The organism is Pseudomonas sp. FG35 (assembly GCF_057809295.1).
Map to the genome: position 1 here is coordinate 553,857 of NZ_JBMDJR010000001.1, position 26,568 is coordinate 580,424.

A 26,568-nucleotide genomic window follows, 5' to 3' on the forward strand; every position below is an offset into this window, starting at 1 on the left:
AACATCACTAAGGAAGGTCGCTGGATGAAAAACAACAATACCCCCGCGCAATCGGGTGGAGGCTTTCGCCTGAAAACTCTCAACGTCGCCTTGCTCTGCGCGATGGCCACCTGGGGCAGCGCGCACGCGGCGCCCTACGTGGAAAGCGGCCGGGCAGGAGATCCGGGCAGTTGGCGCAGCGCCGAATTCCAGGCTGACTGGGGCCTGGGCGCCATCGGTGCGGATCACGCCTACGCCGCCGGTTACACCGGCAAGGGCGTGAAGCTCGGGATCTTCGACCAGCCGGTCTACGCCGCGCACCCGGAGTTTTCCGGCAGCAACAAGGTCATCACCCTGGTGACTTCGGGGATCCGCGAATACACCGACCCGTACATCCCGGTCAAAGCCGGGGACGCGTTCCGCTATGACGGTTCGCCCTCGGTCGGTTCCGACGGCAAGCTCGGCGCCCACGGCACCCACGTCGGCGGTATCGCCGCCGGCAGCCGTGACGGCGGACCAATGCACGGTGTGGCGTTCGGTGCGCAAATCATCAGCGCCGACAACGGCGACCCCGGCCCGGAAGACGGCATCGTGCGCGGCAACGACGGCGCGGTGTACAAGGCCGGTTGGGATGCGCTGATCGCCAGCGGCGCGCGGATCATCAACAACAGCTGGGGGATCGGCATCACCGACCGTTTTGACCTCGGCGGCCGCGACCCGGCGTACCCGCACTTCACCGTCAACGACGCGCAACTGCAGTTCAACGAGATCCGCACACTGCTGGGCACCAAACCTGGCGGCGCCTACGACGGCGCAATCGCCGCCGCACGCAGCGGGATCGTGACGATTTTCGCAGCGGGCAACGACTACAACCTGAACAGCCCGGATGCCATCGCCGGCCTCGGTTATTTCGTCCCGGACATCGCGCCGAACTGGATCACCGTTGCCGCCCTGCAAAAGAACCCGGATCTGGCCAGCGCCAATCCGTACATCATGAGTACGTTCTCTTCGCGCTGCGGCTACGCCGCCAGTTTCTGCGTCTCGGCACCGGGCACGAAAATCTTCAGTTCGATCATCGAAGGCACCAACGCCGACAACCTGACCACCGGCTACAAGAACTACAACGGCACCTCGATGGCCGCGCCGCACGTGGCCGGCTCCATGGCAGTGCTGATGGAGCGCTTCCCGTACATGACCGGCGATCAGGTCGCCAGCGTGTTGCGCACCACGGCCACCGACCTCGGCGCACCGGGCATCGACGCCCTGTACGGCTGGGGCATGATCAACCTGCGCAAGGGCATCGACGGCCCGGCGATGTTCGTCACCGAGCAGGACATTCCCGAAGAGTTCCGCATCCAGGGCGCCTACGGCTCCGGCCAGTTCGTGGCCGATCTGCCGGGCATCGGCGCGATCATCGATGCGGGAAAACCCACCGAGCGCGTGTGCAACGACATCACCTGCGGGCTCGACACCTGGCGCAACGACATTTCCGGCCATGGCGGTTTGACCAAGCAGGGCATCGGCACCCTGGTGCTGACCGGTAACAACACCTACAGCGGCCCGACCCTGGTCAATCAGGGGCGACTGGCAATCAATGGCTCGCTGCAATCGGCGGTGACAGTCAATGACGGTGGCATCCTCGGCGGTAACGGCCGGATCGCGGCGCTGACCGCCAACCGCGGCGGTACCGTGGCACCGGGCAACTCCATCGGCACCTTGAATGTGGCCGGTGACGTGACCTTCGCACCGGGTTCGACCTATGCGGTGGAAGTGTCCCCGACCAGCAGCGACCGGATCGTCGCCGGCGGCAAAGCGCTGATCGAAGGTGCAACCGTGACCCTGTCGCTGGAAAACAGCCCGACGCTGCTGACCACGGGCGAAGTGAAAAGCTTGCTCGGCACCCAGTTCAACATCTTGCAGGCAGCGGGCGGCATTGAAGGGCAGTTCGGCCAAGTGCTGCCCGACTACGCGTTCCTCGGCGGCACCCTGGCGTACTCGGCAAGCGGTGTGCAACTGGACGTCGGCCGTAACGGCGCCTCGTTCGCCAGTGTCGGCCTGACCCCGAACCAGCGCGCGGTCGGCACTGCTGCCGAACGTCTCGGCGCCGGCAATGCGTTGTTCGAAACCCTGTTGCTGTCGCCGTCGGCCGCCGCTGCGCAGGATGCCTTCCAGCAACTGTCCGGCGAGATTCACCCGGCCATCGGCACGCTGCTGATCAACGACAGCCGCTACCTGCGCGATGCCGTGGGCGAGCGTCTGCGTGAGCGCGATCTGTTCGATGCCGGCGCGCCGACCGATGACCGCAGCAACGCCTGGCTCAAAGTGTTGGGCGCCTGGGGCAAGAGCGATGGCGGGTCGAAATACGCCGATTCCACCAGTTCCATCGGCGGCCTGCTGGCCGGGGTCGACGGCTTGATCGCTGAAGATACCCGTCTGGGTTTCGTTACCGGTTATAGCGACAGCTCGTTGAGCATGGGCGAGGGGACGCATTCGTCCGCCTCGATCGACAGCTATCACCTGGGCGCCTACCTGGGGCATCAGATAGATGCACTGCGTCTGACCGCCGGTGCGGCTTACAGCTGGCATCGCATCGACGTCAAACGCGACCTGCAGTTCGGTGGCGTCAGCGGCAAACAGAAAACCAAGCGCGATGCGACCACCGCGCAACTGTTCACCGAAGCGGCCTACGACCTGGGCCTGCAACCGATGAACCTGGAGCCGTTCGCCAATCTGGCCTACGTGCACCTCAACAGCGACAGCTTCACCGAGAAGGGTGATGCCGCCGCGCTGAAGGGCGGTGAAGACAACCGCGATGTGGTGTTGTCGACCCTCGGTGTGCGGGCCAAACGCACGTTTGCCCTGTCGGAGAAACACCAGCTGGAACTGGGCGCAAGCCTGGGCTGGCAGCACAATCTGAGCAGCGTGGATTCTGACAGTCACCTGGCGTTCGCCAATGGCAATAGTGCATTCACCGTGCAAAGTGTGTCGATGGATCGAGATGCAGCGGTGGTCGGCGTGCGCGCCGGGCTGGCGCTCAATCGCGATGTCCGGGTCAACCTGGACTACAACGGGCTGATCGGTTCCAACGAAAAGGACCACGGTGTGGGCTTGACGCTGGACTGGCAGTTCTAAGGGGTAACGGCAGTTCTTTCGAGAACTGCCGTTTTTAAAAGGAAGAGAGAGCACAACATGGGACTGTTCGATTACAAAAATGCCGACGGCAAAGCGCTGTACAGCGATGCCATCGCCCTGACGCTGTATGCCTACACGCCGACCGGGCAGGCCTTGCCCGGCACTGGCTGGAAGCCGATCGGCGCCACGGCGCTGGGCTATCAGGGCAAGGTCGGGGTGCAGGGCACGTTCTTCGGCGAGAAGGACGGCTTCACCAGCGCCGAAGCCGAAGTGCTCGGCAAGTACGACGCCGCGGGTAAGCTGATCGGCATCGGCGTGGCCTTCCGCGGCACCGGCGGGCTGGGTTACAGCGACACCTTCGGCGACATGAAAAACAACCTGCTGGCTGCCATTGGCCCGTCGGACTACGCCACTCAGTACGCGAAAAACGCCTTCGACAACCTGCTCAAATCGGTGGCCGCGTTCGCTGTCGCCCACGGCATTGCGGCCAAGGACGTACTTGTCAGCGGCCACAGCCTCGGCGGTCTCGGGGTCAACAGCGTGGCGGAGTTGAGCGCGAGCAACTGGGGCGGGTTTTTCAAGGACGCCAACTACATTTCGTTCGCCTCGCCGACCCAGAGCAGCACCGGCACGAACGTGCTGAACATCGGCTACGAAAACGACCCGGTGTTCCGCGTGCTCGACGGCACCACGTTCAGTACCGCGTCGATGGGCAAGCACGACAAACCGCACGATTCGACCACTGACAACATCGTCAACTTCAACGACAACTACGCGTCCACCGCGCAGAATCTGGTGCCGTTCAGCATCGCCAACCCGCTGAACTGGTCGGCCCACAGCTCGCTGGGGTATGCCGACGGCCTGAATCGGGTGATCGCGTCGAAGTTCTACGGCCTGACGCACAAGGACTCGACGATCATCGTCTCCAACCTTGAGGACGCGTCGCGGGGCAAGACCTGGGTCGAGGATCTGGGCCGCAGCGGCGAGCCGCACACCGGCAGCACGTTCATCATCGGCACCGACAGCGGCGACTGGCTCAAGGGCGGGGCGGGCAACGACTTCCTCGAAGGCCTGGGCGGCGATGACCGTTTCCGTGATGACGGCGGTTTCAACATCCTGCTCGGTGGCCAGGGCCACAATACCTTCGAGCTGCAAAAGCCGTTGCAGAACTTCAGCTTCGCCAACGACGGCGACGGCACGCTGTACGTGCGTGACGCCTACGGCGGCATCAGCATGACCCGCGACATCGGCGCGCTAGTGAGCAAGGAGTCGGGTTCGTGGTGGGGCAGCAAGGAAATCACCTGGACCGTCACCGCCAAAGGCCTGGCCAACGGTGCCGAACTGACCCAGTACAACCATTCGCTCAGCGGCGGCGCCATGGGCGACACCCTCAAAGCCACCGCCGACGGCGACTGGCTGTTCGGCCTGGGCGGTAACGATCACCTGCAAAGCGACAAGGCCCACGTGACCTTCGTCGGCGGTGCCGGCAATGACGTGATGAGCGCGGTGGGTGGCAACAACACCTTCCTGTTCAGCGGCGCCTTCGGTTTTGACGCGATCAATGGCTACCAGGGCAGCGACAAACTGGTGTTCATGGGCGTCGAAGGCGCGGGGCAGGGCTACGACTACAAGCAACACGCGTCGCAGTCCGGAAGCGATACCGTGCTGAAGATTGGCGACTTTGCCGTGACGCTGATCGGGGTCGGTGTGGCTAACCTGTCGGATTCGAGTTTCGTCTTCGCCTGACAAACGAAAGTTGTACTGAAATGCTCCGGGGCGCCTCGGGAGGGGCGTTCTGGTTGTGAGCTATCTCTGAACAATTCCAACAAAAAGAGAGGCAACAGCAATGGGTGTGTATGACTACAAGAACTTCGGTACGGCGGAATCCAAGGCGCTGTTCAGCGATGCCATGGCCATTACGCTGTATTCCTACCACAACCTCGATAACGGCTTTGCCGTCGGTTATCAGCACAACGGCTTCGGCCTCGGTTTGCCGGCCACGCTGGTGACCGCGCTGATCGGCGGTACGGATTCCCAGGGGGTGATCCCCGGCATTCCGTGGAACCCCGATTCGGAAAAAGCCGCACTCGACGCGGTGAAAAAAGCCGGCTGGACCCCGATCACCGCCGCGCAACTGGGTTACGAGGGCAAGACCGATGCGCGCGGCACCTTTTTCGGCGAAAAAGCCGGCTACACCAGCGCTCAGGTAGAAATCCTCGGCAAATACGACGCTCAGGGCCATCTGACGGAAATCGGCATTGCCTTTCGCGGCACCAGTGGCCCACGGGAAATCCTGATTGGCGACTCCATCGGTGACGTGATCAACGACTTGCTCGCCGCATTCGGGCCCAAGGATTACGCCAAGAACTACGTCGGCGAGGCCTTTGGCAACCTGATGAACGATGTGGTGGCGTTCGCCAAGGCCAACGGCCTGAGCGGCAAGGACGTGCTGGTCAGCGGTCACAGCCTCGGCGGGCTGGCGGTCAACAGCATGGCGGACTTGAGCACCAGCAAATGGAGCGGGTTCTTCCAGGATTCCAACTACATCGCCTACGCCTCGCCGACCCAGAGCAGCACCGACAAGGTGCTCAACGTCGGCTACGAAAACGATCCGGTGTTCCGCGCCCTCGACGGCTCGACCTTCACCGGCGCCTCGCTCGGCGTGCACGACGCGCCCAAGGAGTCGGCGACCGACAACATCGTCAGCTTCAACGACCACTACGCCTCGGCGGCGTGGAACGTGCTGCCGTTCTCGATCGTCAACATTCCGACCTGGATCTCGCACCTGCCGACCGCCTATGGCGACGGCATGAACCGGGTGATCGAGTCGAAGTTCTACGACCTGACCAGCAAGGACTCGACGATCATCGTCGCCAACCTGTCGGATCCGGCGCGGGCCAACACCTGGGTGCAAGACCTGAACCGCAACGCCGAAACCCACAAGGGCAGCACCTTCATCATCGGCAGCGACGGTAATGATTTGATCCAGGGCGGCAGCGGCAACGATTACCTGGAGGGCCGCGCCGGCAACGACACCTTCCGTGATGGCGGGGGCTACAACATCCTGCTTGGCGGCTCGGGCAACAACACCCTCGAGTTGCAGACGTCGGTCAATAGCTTCGACTTCGCCAACGACGGCGCCGGCAACCTGTACATCCGCGATGCCAACGGCGGGATCAGCATCACCCGCGACATCGGCAGCATCGTCACCAAGGAGCCGGGCTTCCTCTGGGGCCTGTTCAAGGACGACGTGACCCACAGCGTCACGGCGGCCGGTCTTAAGGTCGGCAACAACGTCACCCAGTACGAATCGAGCGTGAAGGGCACCGGCGGTGCCGACACCCTCAAGGCCAAGGCCAGCGGAGACTGGCTGTTCGGCCTGGACGGTAACGACCATCTGATCGGCGGGGCGGGCAACGACGTGTTCGTCGGCGGTGCCGGCAATGATCTGCTGGAGTCGGGCGGCGGCGCGGATACCTTCCTGTTCAGCGGCGCATTCGGCCAGGATCGCGTGGTGGGTTACACCGCCAACGACAAACTGGTGTTCCTCGGCGTGCAGGGGGTGTTGCCGGGCGACGACTTGCGCGCACACGCCACGGCGGTGGGGCAGGATACGGTGCTGAAATTCGGTGCTGATTCGGTGACGCTGGTCGGGGTTGCGTTGAACAGCCTGAGTGCCGACGGGATCGTGATCGCCTGACGACAAGGGTGGGGAGGGAGCGTATTCCCTCCCCATAGCAAAAGTGACTCACCAGCCATTCCCTGACTCCAATCCCTGCACCAACAGGAAATGCGGCCTAAAGCCATGACGGCAACGTTCGTCATGTAAGGGTCGCCAACGAGTACAGGAGATTCACACGTGAAAGGTTTCAAGAGGTTTTTCGGTATTGCGGGACTGGCGCTGCTGTCGGCCAATGCCGGGGCCGATCTGCCTCACAGCTCGATTCTGAGCCGCTATGGCGTCACCACCGATGAACTGCCAAAGCCGGCCGACAGTGATGACGTCAAACCCGTCGAAGAAAAAAGCCGCTTTCATATCCAGCCCGAACAACCGTTCGTGACCGTTCGCATCGGCGAAGACAAAACGCCGGAGATGACCGGCAACCTGAGCATCGACCGCATGGCGCAGCAGGAGCGACAGCGTTGCCAGCGCTTGCAGGAAGAACTGGTTCGTCGGGGCGAGCGGCCCTTCAGTTGCGACGACTCCCTCCCGGGCATGGCATTACCCCGCTGATCAATGCAAAAAAGGCTGCGATCCCATAGGGTCGCAGCCTTTTTTGATGTTTTATCCGTCAGTCTTCTTTGCGCACCGTGGCCACTTCGTCGGCACGTACGCGGACTTTGGCACCGGAAATGTCCTTGAACTCGTAGAAGCCATCCTCGGTTTTGGTATCGGGCATGTCTTCGGTCAGGTACTGGGTGCCGTTCTGCAGGGTGACCACCGTCGGGGTCGAGCAACCGGCCAGGGTCAGCAGCGCCGCAACAGCCAACGGGATCCCGAGAGTCTTGATTTTCATAAGCAGCATTCCTGTTCATTTCGACCATTGTCGGCCTCTAACGCGGTTGGTGCCATTACGCCGGGAAAAGTTCGATGGCCACCTGAAAAAAACCGCATTCAAGGTGCCATTGATCTTTTTCCGTTTGCGCCCGCCGGGGCGGGCTGGTATCTGTACGCATAACCAGTACTCGCTTGCCATGGCCCCGAAACCACCGTGACTGCCAATCCCCTCGACGACCCGTTCTATTACCTCAACAACTTCCGCCAGGTGCTTGATTGGCTTGAGCTTCGTTACGCCGATGTCATGAGCGAAGCGGAGCACGCCTTCATCCGCGACTTCAAGACACTGCCGCGCGGATCCCAGGGATTGCTGGTGCGGATGGTGATGCGCAAGGGCGTGCATTTTCGCGCCGGCAAGCTGAATTATCCGGAAATCGGCGACATCGCCGAGGCGGCGCAACCGCTGCTGGATCAAGGCTGGCTCGACGAACAGGCGCCGTTGTCGATGGCGGATCTGTTCGAGGTGTTGCTCAAGGCCGAGATCCTGCAAGCCTTCGGCCCGGCCATCGACCAGCCCCGAGGCAAGAAAGTCGACTGGCTGCCGCTGCTGCACGACCGATTTCCCGAGCCCCGCAGTTTCCGGCAATGGTGCCCGGCGCTGGCGGACCGGCTGCTCAGCCTGACATTGATGGACCTGTGCGATCGTTTTCGCCTGATGTTCTTCGGCAACCTCTATCAGGACTGGTCGGAGTTCGTGCTCGCCGATCTCGGCATCTTCACTTATGAGAAAGTCGAATTCAGCGCCGATTCCCGGGGCTTGCGCAGCCGCGCGGACGTCGACGCCTGCCTGTTTCTGCACGACTGCCAGCTGTATTTCGAAGCCGGCGAGCCGCTGGAGCCGATCGTCGAACAGGTCGCGGCGCTGCATTTCGACAACCCGTGGCTGCAACGCCGGCGCGGCAAGCTGTTGTTCCAGATCGGCCAATACTGCGAGCGCCTCGGCGAATTCGCCCTGGCCCTGAAGATCTATCGCGACTGCGCCTATCCCGGCGCTCGATTGCGGATGATCCGCGTGCTGGAGCGCAGCGCCGAATATGCGCTTGCCCTGGAACTGGCGTTCATTGCCGAACAGGCGCCGGAAACCGCCACCGAACAGCAAGGCTTGCAACGGATATTGCCGCGTTTGCGGCGCAAGCTCGGGGGGCCGCCGATCAAACGTACGGCGCCGGGCATGGTGGAACGACTGGATCTGCACCTGCCGCGTCTCGATCCGGCATTGTCGGTGGAATATCACGTTCAGGCGCACCTGCACGAAGAAACGGGGCCGGTGCATTACGTGGAAAACAGCCTGATCAATTCACTGTTCGGCCTGCTGTGCTGGCCGGCGATCTTCGCGCCGTTACCGGGCGCGTTCTTTCACCCGTTCCAGCGTGGCCCGGTGGATTTGCTCAATGAAGACTTCCAGCTCCGACGCACCGAGCTGTTCCAGGCCTGTCTGGCCGAACTTGACGATGGCCGTTATACCGACACCATCCGCGCGCGGTTCGCCGCCAAATGGGGCGTGCAGTCGCCGTTCGTGTTCTGGGGCGCGCTCAATGAAGAACTGCTGGAGCAGGCTTTGGCCTGCCTGCCGGCCGAACACCTCAAGCACTGGTTCAGCCGTCTGCTGCTGGACATCAAGGCCAATCGCGCCGGCATGCCCGACCTGATCCAGTTCTGGCCGCAGCACAAGACCTACCGGATGATCGAAGTCAAAGGCCCGGGCGATCGGCTGCAAGACAATCAATTGCGCTGGCTGGAGTTCTGCCACACGCACCGGATGCCGATCGCCGTATGTTACGTGCAATGGGCGGAGCAGGGCGCTTGAGCTACAGCATCGCGGTGCGGGCGCTGTGCGAATTCACCGCGAAAACCGGTGACCTCGACCTGCGCTTCACCCCGTCACCGACTGCGCTGGAGGGCATCGCCGGGCATCGCACCGTGGCGTCCCGGCGCAACGAGGCCTACCAAAGCGAAGTGGCGCTGGAGGGCGCATTCGGGCCATTGAAGGTCAAGGGTAGGACGGATGGCTACGACCCGAAGCAGAACTGCCTGGAAGAAGTCAAAACCTACCGCGGCGACCTGAGCAAGCAACCGGCCAATCACCGTTCGTTGCATTGGGCCCAGGCAAAAATTTACGGCTGGTTGATGTGCTGTCGATTGCAGCTTGAGCAGATCAATCTGGCGCTGGTGTATTTCGACATCGTCACGGAAAAGGAAACCTGTCTGGTCGAAGCGTTCAGCGCCCAAGCGCTGCGGCAGTTCTTCGAACAACAGTGCGGTTTGTTCCTGGCGTGGGCCGAACAGGAAATGGCCCACCGCGAAACGCGCAACCGGGCGGCGCAGCAGCTGGGTTTTCCTCATGCTGCCTTTCGCCCCGGCCAGCGTCACCTCGCCGAATCGGTGTTCAAGGCCGTCAGCACCGGCCGCTGCCTGATGGCCCAGGCTCCCACCGGCATCGGCAAGACCCTCGGCACCCTGTTTCCGATGCTCAAGGCGATGGCGCCGCAGCAACTGGACAAGGTCTACTTCCTCACCGCCAAGACACCCGGACGCAAACTGGCGCTGGATGCGGCGCAAGTGCTGTTCGATCACAGCGAAACCTTGCCCCTGCGGGTGCTGGAAATGGTCGCCCGGGACAAGGCCTGCGAACACCCGGAAAAGGCCTGTCACGGCGAATCCTGCCCGTTGGCCCAAGGCTTTTACGACCGTTTACCCGCCGCCCGTGAGGCTGCCAGTCAATTGCGCCTGCTGGATCAGACCGCGCTGCGAGACGTCGCGGCGCAACACGCGGTGTGTCCGTATTACCTGAGCCAGGAAATGGCCCGCTGGGCCGACGTGGTGGTGGCGGACTATAACTATTACTTCGATTTCAGCGCGCTGCTGTTCGGTCTGGCCCAGTTCAATCAATGGAACGTTGCGGTGCTGGTGGACGAGTCGCACAACCTGGTCGAGCGCGGGCGGCAGATGTACAGCGCCACCCTCGATCAGGCGACATTGGGCAGCGTGCGCAAAACCGCGCCCGACGTCCTGAAAAAGTCGTTGCAACGGGTCAATCGTGAATGGAACGCGCTGCACAATGACCAGTTGGCGCCGTATCAGGCCTACGACAAGGCGCCGGAAAAACTGCTGCAGGCGCTCTCATCCTGCACGGCGAGCATCGGCGACTACCTCAACGATCACCCGCAAGGGCTCGACAGCGGATTGCAGAACTTCTACTTCGAGATGCTGCAGTTCGGTCGGGTGGCGGAACTGTTCGACGCGCATTACCTGTTCGACATCAGCAAACGCGATCTCGAACGCAAACGCCCGTTATCGCAACTGTGCCTGCGCAACGTGGTGCCGGCGGCGTTCATCGGCCCGCGCCTGAGCGCGGCACGCAGCAGCGTGCTGTTTTCCGCCACCCTCAGCCCGCGCCACTATTACGCGGATTTACTCGGCACCCCGGCCGACACGGTCTGGATCGACGTCGAGTCGCCGTTCAGCGCCGACCAATTGCAGGTGCAGATCGTCAGCCGCATTTCCACGCGTTTCGCGCATCGTCAGGCGTCGCTTGAACCGATCGTCGATTTGATCGCCCGCCAGTTCAGTGAACGTCCGGGCAACTACCTGGCGTTCTTCAGCAGCTTCGATTACCTGCAACAGGTTGCGCAGTTACTGGCCGAGCGCCACCCGCAGATCACCCTGTGGCAACAATCCCGGGGCATGGCCGAAGGGGCGCGTCAGGCGTTTCTCGATCAATTCACCGCCGACAGCCAGGGAATCGGCTTCGCCGTGCTCGGCGGCGCGTTCGGCGAAGGCATCGATCTGCCCGGCGCGCGGCTGATCGGCGCGTTCATCGCCACCCTCGGGCTGGCTCAGCTCAACCCGGTCAATGAACAGATGAAACGCCGTATGGCCGCGATCTTCGGCGCCGGCTACGACTACACCTATCTGTTCCCCGGCGTGCAGAAAGTGGTACAGGCCGCCGGACGGGTGATCCGCACCCAGCAGGATCGCGGCGTGGTGATGCTGATCGATGATCGTTTTGCCGAGGGCCGGATTCGGCAGTTGCTGCCGCGCTGGTGGCAAATCGATCAAGCAGAAGCGGCTGTCCATTCCACCGGTTTGACGCATACTCCTGTCATTGAGAATTTGCTTTGAGCCAAGCCTGATGAGCGAGAACAAGAAGTCCGCTGCAATCGAAGACATGCGTTTTCGTTTGCTGATCGATGCGGTGGTCGATTATGCGATCTACATGATCGACCCCGAGGGGATCATTACCAGCTGGAACTCCGGCGCCAAGCGCTTCAAGGGATATGAAGAGGCGGAGATCCTCGGCGAACACTTTTCCCGGTTCTACACCGATGAAGACCGTGCCAACGGTTTGCCACAGCGGGCACTCGACACGGCAATTCGTGAAGGCCGGTTCGAGGGGGAAGGCTGGCGGGTACGCAAGGACGGCACGCATTTCTGGTGCCACGTGGTGATCGACCCGATTTTCAGCCCGAGCGGGCAACTGCTCGGGTTTGCCAAGATTACCCGCGACCTGACCGACCGCAAGATGGCCGAAGAAACCCTCAAGCAGAGCGAACAGCAGTTTCGCCTGCTGGTGCAGGGCGTCACCGACTATGCGATCTACATGCTGAGCCCCGAAGGCCGGGTGACCAACTGGAACCCCGGCGCGCAGCGGATCAAGGGTTACAAGCCGGATGAGGTCATCGGCCAGCACTTCTCGATGTTCTACACCCCGGAAGACCGTGAGGCCGGTGAACCCCAGCGGGCCCTGGAAACCGCGGTGCGTGAGGGCCGTTTCGAGAACAAGAGCTGGCGCCTGCGCAAGGATGGCACGCGGTTTCTGGCCCATGTGGTGGTCGATGCGATTCGCGGCGACACCGGCACCTTGCTCGGTTTTGCCAAGATTACCCGCGACGTCACCGAGGCTACCCAGGCACAACAGGCCCTGGAGAAAACCCGTGAGGCGCTGTTCCAGGCGCAGAAAATGCAGGCTATCGGCCAACTCAGCGGCGGCATCGCCCACGACTTCAACAATTTACTGACGGTGATCCTCGGCAACCTGGAAATCGTGCGCAAACGCGTAGGCGACGACCCGAAAGTCAGCCGTCTGCTGGAGAACGCCACGCAGGGCGCATTGCGCGGCGTGTCGCTCACCCAACGCATGCTGGCCTTCGCCCGGCGTCAGGAGCTCAAGACCGAACCGATCGAAATCCCGAAACTGGTGCAGGGCATCACCGGGCTGTTGCGCAGCTCACTGGGGCCGGGGATCCGCATCGAAACGCAGTTTCCCGAAGACCTGCAAGCGGTGCTGGCCGACAGCAACCAACTGGAGCTTGCGGTACTCAATCTGGCGACCAACGCCCGCGACGCCATGCCCGAAGGCGGCAGCGTCACCATCAGTGCCGAACCCGAAGTGGTGCTCGAACAGAACGATTCAACTCTGGCGGCAGGGCGCTATGTCTGCCTGAGGGTGAACGATACCGGTGAGGGCATGGACGCTGAAACGCTGGCGTCGGCAACCGATCCGTTTTTCACCACCAAAGGCTTGGGCAAGGGCACGGGTCTGGGGTTGTCGATGGTCCATGGCTTCATCGAACAACTGGGTGGCCGCTTCATTCTGAAAAGCACCCAGGGGCAGGGCACCACCGCTGAGCTGTGGTTGCCGGTGGCCATCGACGGTGTTGTCGCCAAACCGCTTGGCCCGATGGTGTCCACCGATTCGGTGCCGCGCCTCAGCGTGCTGGTGGTGGATGATGACAGTCTGGTGCTCACCAGCACGGTTCTGCTGCTGGAAGACCTCGGCCATCGGGTGCTCAGCGCCACTTCCGGCGCCCAGGCGCTGGAGCTGTTCGATCAAGGCGAGGTCATCGATCTGATGATCACCGACATGGCCATGCCACAGATGAGCGGCGCGCAACTGGCTCACGCCGTGCGCCTGCTCAAGCCGGATCTGCCGATCATCCTCGCCACCGGCTATGCCGAACGCCTCGAGGGTTTTGCAGCAGGGCTGCCGCGGCTGTCGAAACCGTTCAATCAGCTGAATCTGGTGGAGATCATTGCCCGGTCGATGAAGTGAACCGGGGGGGCTCGCACGATCCAGCTGAACTTGTCCGCAGCGTGGCGCCTCCAAACGCTTTGTTTACGGAGCGTTTCCCGTGCCACGCATACTGACCCAACCGACCGCCGAAGAAGTCTTGACCGAGCACAACGCCAAGATGTTCGGTTCTCCCAAGGAACGGCTGGATTTCTACCGACGGGAAATCCAGTATGAAACCAGCATCCTGGCCAACCGCACCGATGCCTACCTGGCCGCGCAATCGTTTCTGGTGATTGCCTTCGCCTCCTGCATGGCCAACCTCAACCCCGAGTGGGGCAAGTTGTTCACCCTGGTGGTGCCACCATTCCTGGCCCTGCTCGGTCTGCTCAGTTCGCTCAACGCCTGGCCGGGAATTCGTGCCGCCTATGACATCATCGATCATTGGCACTTCAAGCAGAGTGAATTGCTGCGCAGCGAACCCCTGATGGGCCTGGCTTATGACGAATCGCCGCTGTTCAGCGAAATGGAGTCGAGCCACAAGGGCTATCGCAAGTCACTGCTGTTTTCCATTCGTACGCCGTGGATCTTTGCCACGTTCTGGATGTTGCTCGGCAGTTATGCCTTCTACATTCAGGTGACCAACCCGGGAAGCTGAAGCACCACCGCGTTCAACGGCCGTCCTGTTTAGGATTGACCGGTTTTTTACGCCGCTCGTAGCGGGCGAGAATCGGCTGGGTGCTGATACCGTGCAGCAGAATGCTCAGCGCCACCACCGACAGGGTCAGGTCGGTACACAGCGTACCCACGCTGTCGCCCAGCCCATGGTTCAGCGCATAAAAGAGGTAGAACAGACTGCCGATACCACGAATGCCGAACCAGCCGATCAGCAATCTTTGGCCTCCTGCCAATAGCGATCCCCACGGCATCAACGCCACGCACACGGGACGAATGACACAGAACAGCACGCCGCCGACCAGCAACGCCCGCCAGTCCCAGTGACTGACCAGCACCACACCCAGCAGCGTGACCAGAAACACTTCCATCGCCCGCTCGACCAGACCGCCGAAGGCGAGCATGTCGCCCATCATGATGCCGGCGGCCACCTGACTGTCTTCCAGCCGCTCGGTATCGCCGTGCACCGCCTGCTGCGGCTCGACATTCTGATGACCGACAACCGGTTGCACCATGTGTTCGGCGGGTGGTTGATGGGCGCCGGTGGATTTGACTTCCTCCTGTCGCAAGCCGAGGCCGGCGGCGAATACCGACAGAAAACCGTAGCCACCGATGGATTCAGCCACCACATACGCCAGCGCAATCAACGCCAGGGCCAGATAGTCATTCGGGCTCAGAGTGCTGTCATCGTTGCGGATACGTAGCGAGAGGGTCAGACGACCGATGCCACGGCCCATCCAGTAGCCACAAAGCAACCCGGCCGGAACCGCCCACACAAGGCTGCGCAGTACCCAGTCTGGCCACTCGGCGGCAAACCCTTCACCGTTCAGTAGCAACAGCCCGAAGATCACGAAGGGAAATGCAACGCCGTCATTGAGCCCGGCCTCGCCGGACAGGCCGAAGCGCACGCTGTCGACGTCCCGCGCATCGTTGACCTGTACCAGCGCCGCGAGCACCGGGTCGGTCGGTGCCAGAATCGCGCCGATCAACAGCGAAGGGCCCCAATTCAGATCCAGGCCAAAATGCAGCAACAGGCAGACGCCAATGATCGTCAGCACCATCACCGGGCCCGCCAGGCCGAAAGCAATCCGCCAGCGTTTGTCGCGCAAAGGCAACCGCAACTTCAAACCGCAGACGAACAGGGAAAACAGCACCGCGACTTCGGTCAGGTGCTCCATCCACAACGAGGCTTCATTCAACGGCAGTTTCAGCAGATCGAGGCTTGCCGGCCCGATGCCGACGCCCAGCAGCAGACAAACAGCCGAGGTCGTGACCGGCATCCAGCGCAGGTACGACGATGTCAGCGCCAGGGTCAGCAGCACGGCACCGAGCACCGCTACCCAGATGATGAAGCTCATGACGCGCGGCCTGTAAGGTCAGTTCGATGCCGCCCCGACATAACCGGCCTAACCCGCAGTCGTGCGCAGGTATTCCGGCGTCAGCACGTTGAACCACAGCAGAATCATCGACACCAACAACGTCACCAGCACCAGCAGCGCGACACCCCACACGCTGGCCGAATACAGCAAACCCTGTTCCTTGCGCTCGTGCATGAAAGTCGGCAGGCCAACGAACAGCAGAAACGTCGAATAGATCGACGCCGCGCCGAGCACCAGCACCGCCAGCCAGCGGCTGGGATACAGGCCAGCGAGCCCGGCGATGAAAAACGGGGTGACGGTGTATGCCGCGAAACCGATGCACTGGTTGAGCGTCGGCCGCGCATCGAAGGTGCGCGACATCCAGCGAATGAATCCGCCGATGATCGCCACGCCGACCACGATGGTGACGTAAAGCAGGACACTCAGTTGCAAGGCGCTGGCACTGCTGAGCCTTACGGTTTCACCCACCGCCAGGCTCCAGCCGACATACGTGGTGCCAATGAACAGGCACACCGCCGGGACGAGGGCCAGCAACAGCAGGTGAGCAAGGTAATGGCGTGGATGAGCCTCTTCTTCGCGGCGGATGTCAGTCCAGGCGAAGTTCGGCTGGGTGAAGAGTTTGATAATAGGCGCAGACATGACGACCTCCTGATCTCTTGCAACCCGAACGGGCCATGAAGGTATGGAGAGGTCGCCTTGTCCAGCGGTTCACTTTTTCTGGCAAGTGGTTCAGAGCATCGGTTTGCCGCCGGTCACGCCATAGCGCTGGCCGGTGATGTAGCTGGCTTCGTCAGACGCCAGCAGTACATAGATCGGCGCGACCTCCACTGGCTGGCCGGGACGCCCCAGTGGTGTTTGCTCGCCAAAATGCTGCACTTCCTCATCGGGCATGGTCGAGACGATCAGCGGCGTCCAGATCGGCCCCGGTGCCACGCAATTCACGCGGATTTCCTTCGGGCCGAGCATTTGCGCCAGACCACCGGTGAAATTGGCGATCGCGCCTTTGGTGGTGGCGTAGGCGAGCAGGGTGGGCTTGGGCATGTCCGAGTTGATCGAACTGGTGTTGATGATGGAGGAGCCAGGTCCCATGTGTTTGATGGCGGCCTGACACAGGCGGAAGATCGCGGTGATGTTGACGTCGAAGGTCATCACCCATTCGTCGTCGGGAATCTCCTCGAAGGTTTCATGGGTCATCTGGAAGGCCGCGTTGTTAACCAGCACGTCGATGCGGCCGAAGCGCTCGACGGTTTGGTCCACCAACGCCTGGCACTGGGCTTTCTGGGCAATGTCACCAGGCAGCAACAGGCACTGGCGACCGGCCTGTTCGACCCAGCGCGCGGTTTCCTTGGCGTCTTCGTGTTCATTTAAATAGGCGACGGCTACGTCGGCACCTTCGCGGGCGAAGGCAATGGCCACCGCCCGGCCGATGCCGCTGTCGGCGCCGGTGATCAAGGCGATCTTGCCGGCCAGCCGACCGGAGCCGGTGTAGCTTTGTTCGCCGCAATCAGGATACGGCTCCATCTTGCGCTGGGAGCCGGGAACCGGTTGCGCCTGTTTCGGGAACGGGGGTTTTGGATAGTCGGTCATCGTCAATCTCCGGGTCTCAGGGCAGGTAGGCCGGTTGACCCGGCCCGTTTGCGCTGAGTTCGATCGGATTGACGCTTGGGTTTGCCCTGACGTGATTAGCGGGACTTGAGGGCTCGCTCCATCCGGGCAATGCCTTCTTCCAGCATCGAACGCGGGCAGCCGAAGTTCAGGCGCACGAATTGCTGGCTGTGGTCACCAAAGTCCAGACCCGGGCTGAGGCCGACGCGAGCGTGGTCCAGGAAGAACTTCTGCGGATCGTCCAGATCCAGCGCCGAGCAATCGAGCCAGGCCAGGTACGTGCCTTGCGGCACATTGATGGTCACGCCAGGCAAGCGGTTGCGCACCGCATCCACCAGCCAGTCACGATTGGCTTGCAGGTACTGCTTGAGTTCTTTGAGCCACGGACCGGCTTCGCTGTAGGCCACGCGGGTAGCTTCCATGCCCAACGGATTGACGCTGTCGACCATGCCGCAACGGGCGTGGTTGACGCGTTCGCGCAGGGCGGCGTCCTGGATGATCATGAACGAAGTCTTGAGACCGGCGATGTTGTAGGCCTTGCTCGCCGACATCAGGGTGATGGTGCGGCGGGCGATTTCCGGGCTCAGGGAGGCGGTCGGAATGTGTACGCGACCGTCGTAGCACAGCTCGGCGTGGATTTCGTCGGAGATGATCCAGGCGTCCTGGGCCACGCAGATGTCCGCCGCCGCTTGCAGTTCTTCGCGGCCGAAGACCTTGCCGATCGGGTTGTGCGGGTTGCTCAGGAGCAGGGCGCCGCCGCCGTGCAGGGATTCACGCAAGGCGTCCAGCGGGGTAGCGTAGGTGCCGTCGGCCTGGGCGTTGAATTCCAGCTCGACCTTGTTCAGGCCCCAATGGCCCGGTGCATGGCGCAGCGGCGGGTAGTTCGGGGTTTGCACCACGACGTTCTGCTGCGGTTGCACCAGCGCCTTGAGCGCCATGTTGAAACCCGACTCCACGCCCGGCAGGAAGATCAGCTCTTGCGGTTTGACCCGCCAGGCGAACTTGTTCCAGAGGTCGGCGACGATGGCTTCGCGCAAATTGTCCTGGGCCACGCTGTAGCCAACCAACGGGTGCAGCAGGCGTTGTTGCAGCGCCTCGATGACCACCGGCGGCGCGGCGAAATCCATGTCAGCGACCCACATCGGCAACACGTCGGCCGGATAGCGGCTCCACTTGGTGCTGCCGGTGTCGTGGCGGTCGAATACCTGATCAAAATCGAAAGTCATGCGCGGTCTCTGAAGGCGGAGATGGGTCGTGCCGGCGATGATAAACCCCCATCCCCTGTGGGCGCGAACTTGTGACCGATGAATGGCCGACGGTCGGTTTTCACACAGGCGGCGGGGGCGTTGTCTACAGTGAAAAAGTCGGCACTCGTGTGCCGCCACCGTGATTGTCCAGAACAAACCCGGCACCAGTACCGGGTTCCACCTGATCAGGAGTGCACGATGGATCTCAGCCGTCGTCAGTTCTTCAAGGTCGCCGGTATCGGCCTTGCAGGCTCTAGCCTGGGCGCGTTGGGCATGGCCCCGACGCAGGCCTTCGCCGAGCAGGTGCGCCATTTCAAGCTTGCCCACACCCATGAAACCCGCAACACCTGCCCGTATTGCTCGGTCGGCTGCGGCTTGATCATGTACAGCCAGGGCGATGCCGCGAAGAATGTTGCGCAAAACATCATCCATATCGAGGGCGACGCCGACCACCCGGTCAACCGCGGCACCCTGTGCCCGAAAGGCGCCGGCCTGCTGGATTTCATTCACAGCCCCGGCCGCTTGCAGTACCCGCAGGTGCGCAAGCCCGGCAGCAGCGAATGGACCCGGATCACCTGGGACGAAGCCCTCGACCGCGTCGCCGACCTGATGAAGGCCGACCGCGATGCCAATTTCGTCGAGCAGAACGCCCAGGGCCAAACGGTCAATCGCTGGCTGACCACCGGATTCCTCGCGGCGTCGGCGGCGTCCAACGAAGCGGGTTACATCACCCACAAGGTGGTGCGCAGTCTCGGCATGCTGGGGTTCGATAACCAGGCGCGTGTCTGACACGGCCCGACGGTGGCAAGTCTTGCCCCGACGTACGGCCGTGGAGCCATGACCAACACCTGGACCGATATCGCCAATGCGAATCTGATCCTGGTGATGGGCGGCAACGCAGCAGAAGCCCACCCTTGTGGCTTCAAATGGGTGACCGAAGCCAAGGCGCACAACGCCGCGCGGCTGATTGTGGTCGATCCGAGGTTTACCCGGACCGCATCCGTGGCCGATTACTACGCGCCGATTCGCACCGGCAGCGACATCGCGTTCATGGGCGGGCTGATCAATTACCTGCTGACCGAGGACAAGATCCAGCACGAATACGTGCGCAACTACACCGACGTATCGTTCATTGTCAGAGCCGGATTCGGCTTCGAGGACGGGCTGTTCACCGGTTACGACGCGGCCAAGCGCAGCTACACCGACAAATCCACCTGGGGTTACGAACTGGGCGAGGACGGCTTCGTCAAAGTCGACCCGACCCTGCAGGACCCGCGCTGCGTCTATCAACTGATGAAGCAGCATTACAGCCGCTACAACATCGACCTGGCGAGCCAGATCTGCGGCATGCCGGTCGATGCGATGAAAAAGATCTGGGAGGAAATCGCCACTTGCTCGGCGCCGGGCAAGACCATGACGATTCTTTATGCACTGGGCTGGACCCAGCACTCGATCGGCTCGCAGATCATTCGCAGCGCGGCGATGGTGCAACTGCTGCTGGGTAACGTCGGCATGCCCGGCGGCGGGGTCAATGCTTTGCGCGGGCACTCGAACATTCAGGGCCTGACCGACCTTGGTCTGCTGTCCAACGCGCTGCCGGGTTACCTGACCTTGCCGACCGACGCCGAGCAGGATTACGCGGCCTTCATCCATAAACGCACGCAAGTCCCGCTGCGGCCGGGGCAATTGTCCTACTGGCAGAACTACAGCAAATTCCACGTCAGCCTGATGAAAGCCTGGTACGGCGCCAATGCCACCGCCGAGAATCAGTGGGCCTACCACTACTTGCCGAAACTCGACATCCCCAACTACGACATCCTCAAGGTGTTCGACCTGATGGGGCAGGGCAAGGTCAACGGCTACATGTGTCAGGGCTTCAACCCGATTGCCGCGCTGCCGGACAAGAACCGGGTGATGGCGGCACTGGCCAAACTGAAATGGCTGGTGGTGATGGACCCGCTGGCCACCGAAACTTCGCAGTTCTGGGAACACGTCGGGCCATTCAACGATGTGAAGAGCGCCGACATCCAGACCGAAGTCATCCGCCTGCCAACCACCTGTTTTGCCGAAGAGGACGGCTCGCTGGTCAACAGCAGCCGCTGGCTGCAATGGCATTGGAAAGGCGCCGACGGCCCCGGCGAGGCGCGCACCGACGTGCAAATCATGAGTGCGCTGTTCCTGCGTCTGCGTGAGCGATATCAGGCGGAGGGCGGCAAATTCGCCGACCCGCTGTTGAAACTGTCGTGGCCGTACAAGATCGCCGAAGAACCCTCGCCGGAAGAGATCGCCAAAGAGGTCAACGGCTACGCCACCACCGATTTCACCGACGCCACGGGTGCGGCGATCAAGGGCAATTCGCAACTGGCCGGGTTCGCCCAGCTCAAGGATGACGGCAGTACCGCGTCCGGCTGCTGGATTTTCTGCGGCAGCTGGACCGAAGCCGGCAACCAGATGGCCCGCCGCGACAACAACGACCCTTACGGCATGCATCAGCATCAAGGCTGGGCATGGGCCTGGCCGGCCAACCGGCGGATTCTCTATAACCGCGCTTCGGCGGACGTCGCCGGCAAGCCGTGGGATCCGAAAAAGCGCCTGGTCTGGTGGAACGGCAAGGCCTGGGGCGGCACCGATGTGCCGGATTACAAGGCCGACGTGCCGCCGGAAGCCGGGATGAACCCGTTCATCATGAACCCCGAAGGCGTGGCGCGGTTCTTCGCCGTCGACAAGATGAACGAAGGGCCATTCCCCGAGCACTACGAGCCGTTCGAAACGCCGATCGGCATCAACCCGCTGCACCCGGAAAACAAGAAAGCCACCAGCAACCCGGCGGCGCGGATCTTCGATTCGGTGTGGGACAGCCTCGGCGTGGCCAAGGATTACCCGTACGCCGCCACCAGCTACCGGTTGACCGAGCACTTCCACTTCTGGAGCAAGCACTGCAAGTTGAACGCGATTGCTCAACCCGAGCAGTTCGTGGAAATCGGCGAAGTGCTGGCCAAAGAGAAGGGCATCGCTGCCGGCGATCGGGTGCGCGTGAGCAGCAAACGCGGGTTCATTGAAGCGGTGGCGGTGGTGACCAAAAGGATCCGGCCGTTGCAGGTCAACAACCAGGTCGTGCACCAGATCGGCATTCCGCTGCACTGGGGTTTCACCGGCCTGACGCGCCACGGTTACCTGACCAACACCCTGGTGCCGTTCCTCGGCGATGGCAATACACAGACCCCGGAATCCAAGTCATTCCTGGTCAACGTGGAGAAGCTCTGATGGAGAATCTTTAGATGGCCAGCCAAGACATCATTGCCCGCTCGGCCACCACGACCCCGGCGCCTTCGATACGCGGCCAGGAACAGGTGGCCAAGCTGATCGACACCACCAAGTGCATCGGCTGCAAGGCCTGCCAGGTCGCATGCTCGGAATGGAACGAGCTGCGCGACGAGGTCGGCCACAACCACGGCACCTACGACAATCCGCAGGACTTGAGCGCCGATTCATGGACGCTGATGCGCTTCACCGAGCACGAAACCGACGTCGGCAACCTCGAATGGCTGATCCGCAAGGACGGCTGCATGCACTGCGCCGAGCCCGGTTGCCTGGCGGCGTGCCCCAGCCCCGGCGCGATCATCAAGCACGCCAACGGCATCGTCGATTTCGATCAGGACCACTGCATCGGCTGCGGTTATTGCATCACCGGTTGTCCGTTCAATATCCCGCGCATTTCGCAGAAGGATCACAAGGCCTACAAATGCACGCTGTGTTCGGACCGGGTGGCGGTAGGGCTGGAACCGGCCTGCGTGAAAACCTGCCCGACCGGCGCCATCGTGTTCGGCACCAAGGACGACATGAAGACCCACGCCGCCGAGCGCATCGTCGACCTGAAAAGCCGTGGCTTCGACAACGCCGGCCTGTATGACCCGCAAGGCGTCGGCGGCACCCACGTCATGTACGTGCTGCACCACGCCGACACCCCGAAAATCTACGCCGGCCTGCCGGACAACCCCGAGATCAGTCCGCTGGTGGGTTTGTGGAAAGGCATCAGCAAGCCGTTGGGTCTGCTGGCCATGGGCGCGGCGGTGCTGGCCGGGTTCTTCCATTACGTGCGGATCGGCCCGAACCGGGTCGAGGAAGATGAACATCCCGATCCGCCCGACACCTCGGTGCACGTCGTCGATCCGGCAGTGCACACCTTCGACCCACGCGGGGAGGGCCGGCCATGAGCAACAAGACGATCCTGCGCTACACCGCCAACCAGCGCACCAATCACTGGCTGGTGGCGATTCTGTTCTTCATGGCCGGGCTGTCGGGGCTGGCGCTGTTTCATCCGTCGATGTTCTGGCTGACAAACCTGTTCGGCGGCGGGCCGTGGACGCGAATCCTGCACCCGTTCATGGGCGTGCTGATGTTCGTGTTCTTCCTCGGCCTGGTGTTTCGCTTCTGGCGCTCGAACTTCTTCATCGACAACGACTGGAAATGGCTGCGGCGCATCGACCGGGTGATGGTCAACGATGAAGAAACCGTGCCGGCGGTGGGCAAGTACAACGCCGGGCAAAAGCTGCTGTTCTGGACTTTACTGCTGTGCATGCTCGGATTGCTGTTCACGGGACTGGTGATCTGGCGCGCGTATTTCAGTCATTACTTCGGCATCACCACCATCCGCTGGGCGATGTTGCTGCACGCACTGGCGGGGTTTGTGCTGATCCTGAGCATCATCGTTCACATCTACGCCGGAATCTGGATCAAGGGTTCGGTGGACGCGATGATGCACGGCTGGGTCAGCCGCGCCTGGGCCAGGAAACACCATGCACTCTGGTATCGCGAGGTGGAAAGCCAGGATCCGCCGGAGCGACCGGTCACGAAAAAGGGCTGACAGTTGCCAACCATCCTCGAACCCGGAGAAATCGAAGCGGCGGCCAGTTCGCCGCCGTTTCTGCATTTGCCGCCACCCAACCTGTTCATGCTGCGAGCCCAGCGTCTGGAACGTTTGGCCGAAGGACATCCGCTGGCCGATTACCTGCATTTGATCGCCGGTTTGTGCCGTGTCCAACAGCAAATCCTCGATGATCCGCCCTCGACCGCGCCGCTTGATGAACAGCGGCTGGAAGTCTGCCGGCAACACGGCATGCCACCGTTCGCCGCCGACACCTTGATTCGCGAGGACACTTGGCAGCTGTATCTCGAGGCCTTGCTTCAGCGTTATGTCGCCCCCGAGCAACCGGCCGTGATCGAGGCCGTGACCATGCTGCGCATCGCCAGCCCCGGCCAGTTGCGCGCCTGGGCCGTGGCGCTGGTCAGCGGCCAGTATTCGCTGGTGCCGGCGGCGTTGGTGCCGTTTCTCGGGGCGGCGCTGCAAGCGGCGTGGAGTCATTGGTTGCTCAGTGCGCAAAATCTGCAACTGACGCCCGGCGACAGCCTCAGCCAGTGCCCGGCCTGTGGCTCCCCGGCCATGGCCGGGGTGATCCGCCATCGCGGCAAGCACAACGGCCTGCGTTATCTGGTGTGTTCGCTGTGCGCCTGCGAATGGCATGTGGTGCGGGTCAAGTGCGTGTATTGCGAGCAGAGCAAAGGGCTTGAATACCTGAGCCTTGAGGATGACCGTCACGCCGCCAATCAGGCGCCGTTGCGCGCCGAAGTCTGTCCGGGCTGCAACAGCTACCTGAAGTTGCTTTATCTGGAGAACGACGGGGAGGGCGAGGCGCTGTCGGCGGATCTGGGTAGTCTGCTGCTCGACATGCGCCTGGCTCAGGACGGTTATCAGCGCCTGGCGCCGAATCTGTTGCTGGCGCCCGGCGACGAATAAGCCTCAGCGATGCGGCAATTCAACCCGGGCGCGTAAGCCGCCGCTGCGGCGGTTACGCAAACTGAGTTCGCCACCCTGTTCACGAATGATTCCCCGTGCCGCCGAAAGACCGAGCCCGACCCCGCCGGTGTCGCGGTTGCGCGAGGTCTCGAGTCGGAAGAACGGATCGAATACCCGCTCCAGTGCGTCCTCAGGAATTCCCGGCCCCTCGTCTATCACCTCGATGCGGATCGACGTGTCATCGCTGCTCAGCGCCACGCTGGGGCGCTGTGCGTATTTCACCGCGTTATCCAACAGATTGACGATGACCCGTTTGATGCCCAGCGGCCGGCCGTCGTACACCACATGTGCCGGACCGCTGAAGTCGATGTCGATGTGCTGATCGCGGTAGTCATCGACGATGGTTTGCAGCAACTCCGACAGATCGAACGCGGTGGATTGCTCCAGGTGGGTGTCTTCCCGGAAGAACGCCAGGGCGGCGTTGATCATCGATTGCATTTCCTCGATGTCGCGGATCAGTTTGCCCTGATGGTCCAGATCCTCCATGAACTCGCTGCGCAGGCGCATCCGGGTCAGCGGGGCGCGCAAGTCGTGGGAGATGGCGGCGAGCATGTGGGTGCGCTCGCCGATGAAATGCTGGATCTGCGCCTGCATCGTGTTGAACGCGACGATGGCCTGACGGATTTCGTGCGGGCCTTCGAGATGAATCGGCGGCGCTTTCAGATCCCCGCCGAAACGCCGCGCCGCATGGGCAAAGCGCTGCAACGGCTGAGCCAGTTGCCGTGTGGCGAGCCAGGCGACCAACAGGGTGGCGACCAGCCCCAGGGCAACGATGACGGCAATCCGCACGTTCAGGCTCAAGCCCCAACTGCGCTCCGGCGGCGTGAACGACAGCCAGCTGTCATCGGCCAGCCGTACCAGCGCCATGTAGTGCGCGCGAGGGCTACCGGCTGGCCAGTCATCGGGGTTGAACACGTCGATCTGCCGGTCATCGCCGAGCAATTGCCGCAGCGCCGGCACTTTTCCGGCCTCGACCTGTTCGCCTTCCCCCGGCAGGCCGAAGTCGACCCGACGAGGTTTCCACAGCACTTCAAGCATCGGGCTGCTGGCGGCACTGGCCAGTTGCGGGCGCAAGGTCGCCGGCGCTGCCTCGATCACTCGGGTGGTGGCGGCGATCTGTTCCAGCAGCCCGGTGCGCTCGATCGGCGGTCGGGCCCAGATCCCCGCGACCTGAACGAACAGCGCATTGAGCAGCAGCGAAGCGAGCATCGCCGCGACGATTGTCAGGGCAATCCGCCGGCTGAGGGTGTCGCGCCGCAGCATCCGGCCGATCATGAGCGGCTGACCTTGGCGGTGAACATGTAGCCGCCGTTGCGCACCGTGCGGATCAGGTCCGGGCGTTTGCTGTCCGGTTCGATCTTGCGCCGCAGCCGGCTGATCTGCACGTCGATGCTGCGGTCATAGGCGTCGTGGCCCTGGCCGTGGGTCAGGTCGATCAGTTGTTCGCGGGTCAGGATGCGTTGCGGATGTTCAAGCAACACCAGCAGCAGGTCGAATTCGCCGGCGGACATCGGAATCATCACGCCTTCGGGCGAGCGCAGTTCGCGGCAGGTGATGTCCAGATGCCAACCGGCGAAGGCCATGACCGGCCGTGAAGGCTCGGCGCCGGACGGAGCGTTCTCACCGACCCGACGTTGCAGCGCGCGCACCCGGGCCAGCAATTCCTGCGGGGCAAAGGGTTTGGTCAGGTAGTCGTCGGCGCCCAGTTCCAGGCCGACAATGCGGTCGCTCAACTCTGCCATCGCCGTGAGCATGATGATCGGAATGCCCATCTGCGCCCGGACCTTCTGGCACAGGCTCAGGCCGCCCTCGCCGGGCAGCATCAGGTCGAGGATGATCGTGTCCGGCCGCGCCTGGGCAATGGCCGCCCACATGGCCTCGCCATGGGCGGCGACATCGACCTGATAGCCGTGCTGAACGAAGAACTTCTTCAGCAAGGACAGAATTTCCCCGTCGTCATCGACGATCAGCAATCTGCTCACGTTTGCGCAATCCATGAACCCAAAAGAAGCGCATCTAAAACCATTTCGATGCGCCGGTCATATATTTCAATCCTGCAACATTCCTTCAGCGCGGACATCAGCCGGACATCGTCGGGCAAACATCCGCAGGCACTCTGCAGGCCTTCC

The 26,568-nt window shown here is 62.3% G+C and carries 19 protein-coding genes; 12 read left to right on the top strand and 7 right to left on the bottom strand.

Going from position 1 to position 26,568, the window contains the following annotated elements; translation table 11 throughout:
• The first annotated feature begins 24 nt into the window (after positions 1 to 24).
• The 4 genes from ACODTD_RS02435 (at position 25) to ACODTD_RS02450 (ending at position 7,345) form a co-directional block, all read left to right on the top strand.
• Positions 25 to 3,111, top strand: coding sequence for an autotransporter domain-containing protein (locus ACODTD_RS02435; protein ID WP_489104389.1), 3,087 nt, complete (start codon positions 25 to 27; stop codon positions 3,109 to 3,111).
• A gap of 57 nt (positions 3,112 to 3,168) precedes the next feature.
• Entirely contained in the window at positions 3,169 to 4,857 is a 1,689-nt protein-coding gene (locus tag ACODTD_RS02440) for a polyurethane esterase (protein ID WP_011334098.1), read from the top strand.
• A gap of 100 nt (positions 4,858 to 4,957) precedes the next feature.
• The gene (locus ACODTD_RS02445; protein WP_201818641.1) at positions 4,958 to 6,811 is read left to right on the top strand and encodes a polyurethane esterase; all 1,854 of its coding nucleotides are present in this window, start codon (positions 4,958 to 4,960) and stop codon (positions 6,809 to 6,811) included.
• Between the two features lie 159 nt (positions 6,812 to 6,970).
• Positions 6,971 to 7,345, top strand: coding sequence for a hypothetical protein (locus ACODTD_RS02450; RefSeq protein WP_221614673.1), 375 nt, complete (start codon positions 6,971 to 6,973; stop codon positions 7,343 to 7,345).
• Positions 7,346 to 7,403: 58 nt separating this feature from the next.
• Here the strand turns inward: ACODTD_RS02450 and ACODTD_RS02455 are convergent, their stop codons facing one another.
• Entirely contained in the window at positions 7,404 to 7,628 is a 225-nt protein-coding gene (locus ACODTD_RS02455; protein WP_039768348.1) for a YgdI/YgdR family lipoprotein, read from the bottom strand.
• A gap of 195 nt (positions 7,629 to 7,823) precedes the next feature.
• On the opposite strand from ACODTD_RS02455, the gene ACODTD_RS02460 reads away from it, so the two are divergent.
• The 4 genes from ACODTD_RS02460 (at position 7,824) to ACODTD_RS02475 (ending at position 14,337) form a co-directional block, all read left to right on the top strand.
• Positions 7,824 to 9,476, top strand: coding sequence for a VRR-NUC domain-containing protein (locus ACODTD_RS02460; protein WP_489104390.1), 1,653 nt, complete (start codon positions 7,824 to 7,826; stop codon positions 9,474 to 9,476).
• On the top strand, positions 9,473 to 11,791 hold the full coding sequence (locus tag ACODTD_RS02465) for an ATP-dependent DNA helicase (RefSeq protein WP_489104391.1): 2,319 nt from the start codon (positions 9,473 to 9,475) through the stop codon (positions 11,789 to 11,791). The genes ACODTD_RS02460 and ACODTD_RS02465 overlap by 4 nt, the downstream gene beginning before the upstream one ends.
• Before the next feature lie 10 nt (positions 11,792 to 11,801).
• Positions 11,802 to 13,721: a hybrid sensor histidine kinase/response regulator gene (locus ACODTD_RS02470; protein ID WP_011334104.1), complete on the top strand. Its 1,920-nt coding sequence runs from the start codon at positions 11,802 to 11,804 to the stop codon at positions 13,719 to 13,721.
• Between the two features lie 79 nt (positions 13,722 to 13,800).
• The gene (locus tag ACODTD_RS02475) at positions 13,801 to 14,337 is read left to right on the top strand and encodes a hypothetical protein (protein WP_201818638.1); all 537 of its coding nucleotides are present in this window, start codon (positions 13,801 to 13,803) and stop codon (positions 14,335 to 14,337) included.
• Positions 14,338 to 14,350: 13 nt separating this feature from the next.
• On the opposite strand, the gene ACODTD_RS02480 is transcribed toward ACODTD_RS02475, so the two are convergent.
• From ACODTD_RS02480 to ACODTD_RS02495, 4 genes are all read right to left on the bottom strand, one after another.
• On the bottom strand, positions 14,351 to 15,712 hold the full coding sequence (locus ACODTD_RS02480) for a cation:proton antiporter (protein ID WP_201818637.1): 1,362 nt from the start codon (positions 15,710 to 15,712) through the stop codon (positions 14,351 to 14,353).
• A gap of 48 nt (positions 15,713 to 15,760) precedes the next feature.
• Entirely contained in the window at positions 15,761 to 16,372 is a 612-nt protein-coding gene (locus tag ACODTD_RS02485; RefSeq protein WP_011334107.1) for a Yip1 family protein, read from the bottom strand.
• Between the two features lie 90 nt (positions 16,373 to 16,462).
• Positions 16,463 to 17,320 (bottom strand): glucose 1-dehydrogenase, encoded by an 858-nt coding sequence (locus ACODTD_RS02490; protein ID WP_489104392.1) that lies wholly within the window; start codon positions 17,318 to 17,320, stop codon positions 16,463 to 16,465.
• Between the two features lie 95 nt (positions 17,321 to 17,415).
• Positions 17,416 to 18,564, bottom strand: coding sequence for a MalY/PatB family protein (locus ACODTD_RS02495; RefSeq protein WP_201818636.1), 1,149 nt, complete (start codon positions 18,562 to 18,564; stop codon positions 17,416 to 17,418).
• 219 nt (positions 18,565 to 18,783) lie between these two features.
• On the opposite strand from ACODTD_RS02495, the gene fdnG reads away from it, so the two are divergent.
• Genes fdnG through fdhE form a run of 4 tightly spaced genes read left to right on the top strand, consistent with a single transcriptional unit; the run spans position 18,784 to position 24,379 of the window.
• Complete coding sequence (gene fdnG / locus ACODTD_RS02500) at positions 18,784 to 21,849, top strand: formate dehydrogenase-N subunit alpha (RefSeq protein ID WP_489104393.1); 3,066 nt, start codon at positions 18,784 to 18,786, stop codon at positions 21,847 to 21,849.
• 14 nt (positions 21,850 to 21,863) lie between these two features.
• Positions 21,864 to 22,799, top strand: a complete 936-nt coding sequence (gene fdxH / locus ACODTD_RS02505) for a formate dehydrogenase subunit beta (RefSeq protein ID WP_103385292.1) — start codon at positions 21,864 to 21,866, stop codon at positions 22,797 to 22,799.
• Positions 22,796 to 23,449 carry a formate dehydrogenase subunit gamma gene (locus ACODTD_RS02510; RefSeq protein WP_011334113.1) on the top strand — a complete coding sequence of 218 codons (654 nt, stop codon included), beginning with the start codon at positions 22,796 to 22,798 and terminating at the stop codon, positions 23,447 to 23,449. Before fdxH ends, ACODTD_RS02510 begins: the two co-directional genes overlap by 4 nt.
• Before the next feature lie 3 nt (positions 23,450 to 23,452).
• Positions 23,453 to 24,379, top strand: coding sequence for a formate dehydrogenase accessory protein FdhE (gene fdhE, locus ACODTD_RS02515; RefSeq protein WP_011334114.1), 927 nt, complete (start codon positions 23,453 to 23,455; stop codon positions 24,377 to 24,379).
• Positions 24,380 to 24,382: 3 nt separating this feature from the next.
• Here the strand turns inward: fdhE and ACODTD_RS02520 are convergent, their stop codons facing one another.
• Together ACODTD_RS02520 and ACODTD_RS02525 are read right to left on the bottom strand one after the other, a co-directional pair.
• Complete coding sequence (locus ACODTD_RS02520; protein ID WP_011334115.1) at positions 24,383 to 25,714, bottom strand: ATP-binding protein; 1,332 nt, start codon at positions 25,712 to 25,714, stop codon at positions 24,383 to 24,385.
• The gene (locus ACODTD_RS02525; protein ID WP_011334116.1) at positions 25,711 to 26,436 is read right to left on the bottom strand and encodes a response regulator; all 726 of its coding nucleotides are present in this window, start codon (positions 26,434 to 26,436) and stop codon (positions 25,711 to 25,713) included. Before ACODTD_RS02525 ends, ACODTD_RS02520 begins: the two co-directional genes overlap by 4 nt.
• Between the last annotated feature and the right edge of the window lie 132 nt (positions 26,437 to 26,568).